This window comes from Streptomyces sparsogenes, assembly GCF_001704635.1.
GTDB classification, from domain to species: domain Bacteria; phylum Actinomycetota; class Actinomycetes; order Streptomycetales; family Streptomycetaceae; genus Streptomyces; species Streptomyces sparsogenes.
Window position 1 is genome coordinate 1 of record NZ_MAXF01000226.1, and the last position, 2,080, is coordinate 2,080.

At 65.9% G+C, this 2,080-nt stretch carries 1 protein-coding gene; it reads left to right on the forward strand.

All coding sequences use genetic code 11. The features are described from left to right. Positions 1 to 88 precede the first annotated feature (88 nt). Positions 89 to 1,174, forward strand: coding sequence for an integrase core domain-containing protein (locus BBH68_RS37320; protein WP_065968355.1), 1,086 nt, complete (start codon positions 89 to 91; stop codon positions 1,172 to 1,174). Positions 1,175 to 2,080 lie beyond the last annotated feature (906 nt).

The window sequence follows — 2,080 nt, forward strand, 5'->3', positions numbered from 1 at the left end:
CGGCGCAGTGGGATGACCTCGCGGCCTGCGCCGCTCGAAAAGTCATCGCCGCACAGGGGGCCGTCAGCTCGCTGGGATGATGCCTTGCGTGATCGTGTCCTTGCTGTGCAAGGTGACCCGGAAGCTGTTCACTGTTCCGTCGGTGTTCCTTCGTCGCGGGACGGTGAAGGAGGCGGAACTGCTGGTGCTGCGGGGGGACGAGAACGCGGTCCTGCGCCGCCAGTTGGCCGGGCCGGTCCGTTATGAGCCTGCCGACCGGTTCTGGTTCGCCGCCCTGTCCGGGCTGATACCCCGGCGTCAGTGGCGTGAGATCTTCCCTGTCACCCCCGGCGCCCTGCTTGCCTGGCATCGCAGGTTCATCGCCGCGAAGTGGGACTACACCGCGCGCCGGCGTACCGGACGACCACCCACCCCGGTAGCGATCAGGACGCTCGTTATGCGGCTGGCCCGGGAGAATCCGCGGTGGAGACACCGACGGATCCAGGGGGAGCTGGCCCGACTCGGGCATCGGATCGCCGCCTCGACGGTCTGGAAGATCCTTCACGCAGCTGGCATCGACCCCGCGCCACGTCGCTCAGGCCCGACCTGGCGCCAGTTCCTGACCGCGCAGGCCGAGGACATCATCGCGGCAGACTTCTTCCACATCGACACCGCACTCGGCAGGCGGTTGTATGCGCTGGTGTACCTCAAGCACGGCACCCGGCGGCTGCACATCACCGGAGTCACCGCCCACCCGACACAGGACTGGGCGGCGCAGCAGGCACGGAATCTCATGGCTGACCTGGGCATACGCGTCGCGTCCCTGCGCTTCTTGCTGCGCGACCGCGATGGCAAGTACGGCAATGTGTTCGATGCCGTCTTCGAGGCCGAGGACATGGAGATCCTCAAAAGTGCGCCACAAGCTCCTCGCATGAACGCACACTGCGAACGCATCATCGGCAGCATCCGACGCGAAGCCCTCGACCACGTCCTGATCACGAACGAGGCCCACGCCCGCCATGTCCTCGCGGCCTACAAGCAGCACTACAACGAGCACCGACCCCACCAATCCCGCAATCAGCTACCACCCGACGCCCATAAAGAACCCGCCGCGGCGCACGCCCTCAGCACCAGCAAAGTCCTGCGCACCCGGATCCTCGGCGGCCTCATCAACGAGTACAGATACGCGGCCTGACGTGCAGCGACGACTTTTCGAGCGGCACAGGGTGTGACTCCACCGTGGAGGCACCGATGCCGGGGTAAAAGGTGGCTGATCACGCGTAGCAAGGGCGACTGCCATCACCCAAGGCTCATCGAGGAAACCTCACCAGCTGCGCCCCCTTTCGGGTGCGTGCGGCAGCGTCAGGCTTCGTCGCGCTGTTCGTGCTTCATGGGGGCGGGCCGGCGGGCGGGTTCGAAGGAGCAGTGTCCTACGTGGTGAGCTGGGGCAGTTGCTCGGTAACAGGTGCAATAGCCCGCGCCAGGTGCCCGGACTCGGGCCTCACCGCGAAGGGGTTTTGAGGGGCCGGTAGCAGGTGGCACCAGAGAAGGCCGGTCAGGAGGCCGCCGGCCTGATCGTAACCGCTCGTCCACCCCGTGTCTGCGATGTTCTGCAACCGGCTTCTCATGGCCAACAGTTCCGACCGCGTGAAGTCCTACCCCGCAGCTGTGGCCTCGGCTGCCCTGGTCCCAGAGCTTTCCAGCCAGGCCACATCCCTATGCAGCCACGCCGGCTCGGCGGGGACGTGGTCTTTTTCGGCCGGACTCGGGCTGGTGTGCTCGCCGGTCGGAGCAATCACTGCCGGGCGCATTGGATGGCTTGCCGCTGGACGATGGGGAGCGGTGTCACCGCTCTCGGTGCAGCACTGCCTCGTTCCTGTGTCCGGACTGAGCTGCCTCGGTAAGTGTGCGCAGCTTGTACTGCGGCGGGACACCCGGGCGGGGCTTGGCGCTGGGTTACTGGTTCGACCAGTTGTTCGCGCTGGTCATCTGAGGGTGGGGTTCTGCGCTCGCCGTGGGAGGGGCGTAGTGCTTCAGAATTGCTTCATCGGTTGTGAGCTGGGATTTTTCCTATGGTCAGCTGGCTCTGTGGTACTCGTTG